Consider the following 1,581-nt stretch of genomic DNA (forward strand, 5'->3'; position numbering starts at 1 on the left):
CCTTCATCGGGGCGATGGGAATCCTCGCATTCGCGTGCTGGACCCGTTCGACGCGTATGCCCGGCTCCCGCGCGACCGGGCGCGATCGCCGAAAGCGGGTGGTCTCGAAGGCGGAGTTCATCGGGTTTGCGATTGGCTTCGGCGCATTGCTCGTCGCGGCCGCGATGGCTGGCGAGCACGCGCAGTTCGCCTTCGTGGGCTACGGAGTACTGGCCGCCATCTTCTTCGGCCTGGCCATGTCCGCATTGCCGCTCGCGTTCGGCGGCCGCGCGAAACGCGGCGTGAAGCCGGACTGACGGTCCACGACGTCTGCCGAACACGCGCTTCCAACGGTAGCGCGCCCACGGCGTAGAATCGGTCTTGAAGACGGAGCGAGCGCGCTCCGTTGAAGCGCAGAAACGTTCGGCAGAGCGGCGCACAGAGGCGCAGAACCGTGGGGGGATTCACCGCAGTGCCCGACAGCTACTACGCATGGCTCGGTGTGGGTCTGTCGGTTCTCGCAGGCGGATGCCTCTACGCTGCCATCACCGTATCCTCGTGGACACGCAAGGTCCGCCTCAGCCCGTGGGGCTCTCAGTCTCGCAGCATCTGGTCAACCTCCGCACGCGCCGCATCGGGGATGACGGCGGGTCTCGTGTCCCTGAGTGCAATCGAGATTGCCTACGACCCGGGAAGCCTGTTCATCTTCGCCGTAATCGATGCTCTCGGGCTCCTGCTGTTCTTCGTCATTCAGGTGGCGGTCCTGACCTTGACCCTGCGGGGTGTCCGGCGCCGTGCGGAACAACCGCCACCTGCCGAACAAGCGTTTCCAGCGGGCGGCGCTCCGCAGTAGGCTGGGAATCGGCGACGGCACAGAGCGCCGCCGCTGAAACGCAGAAACGTTGGCCAGACAGGGGGAGCGTGTGCGCAGGTTCGTCGTGCTCATCTGTGCGCAGGCACTCGTTCTCGTCCTGTTCGGATGCTCGTCGGGTCAGCAGACCAGCCTCGACCCGTCCTCGGAGCGAGCATTAGCCGCGGGAGCGTTGCTGGAAATGGACAACGGGCTTGCCCTCACGATCCCGGCAGGCTGGACGGCGACGCTGTACACATACTCCGAGCCATCCGGCGACCTGCAGGCCACCCAGAAGATGGTCGCGGAGCGAGCGGGCGAAGCCGACGGCATGAGCTTGCTGAACGTCTTCAGCTCCGGCGCAACCACGCTGCCTGTCGCTGCCATAGACCAGTACGGGCACGACGAGTTCGTGCCTGCGGGGAGCGCTGATCACGTCGACTTCCTGCTTGGTCAGCCGGATCGCGGCTTCGCACCCAATCGGCTGATAGCTGCGCGCACTAGTGTTCCCGGGGCGCAGTTGGGACTGGTTCTCTTCGCGGGCAACCCCGAGGACCCGCGAGGCGCGTTCCGTGGCGTCTGCAGACTGTTCGGCATTCAGGGTCTGCCGCAGACGCAATGACCCCTGCTTGGCCAACAGGCGCTTCCAACGGTAGCGCGCCCACGGCGTAGAATCGATCTTGAGAGCGGAGCGCGGCGCGCTCCGTTGAAGCGCAGAAACGTTCTACACAGCGGCGAAGAGGAGTCGCGTG

Annotated in this window: 2 protein-coding genes; both read left to right on the forward strand. The window is 65.7% G+C overall.

Annotated elements, in window-relative coordinates:
• Positions 1-433: 433 nt before the first annotated feature.
• Positions 434-832: a hypothetical protein gene (locus FDZ70_10430; protein TLM66514.1), complete on the forward strand. Its 399-nt coding sequence runs from the start codon at positions 434-436 to the stop codon at positions 830-832.
• Positions 833-902: 70 nt separating this feature from the next.
• A complete protein-coding gene (locus FDZ70_10435) occupies positions 903-1,451 on the forward strand; it encodes a hypothetical protein (GenBank protein TLM66515.1) in 549 nt (182 codons plus the stop codon).
• Positions 1,452-1,581: the final 130 nt, after the last annotated feature.

The sequence above is a fragment of the Actinomycetota bacterium genome (assembly GCA_005774595.1).
Lineage (GTDB): Bacteria > Actinomycetota > Coriobacteriia > Anaerosomatales > D1FN1-002 > D1FN1-002.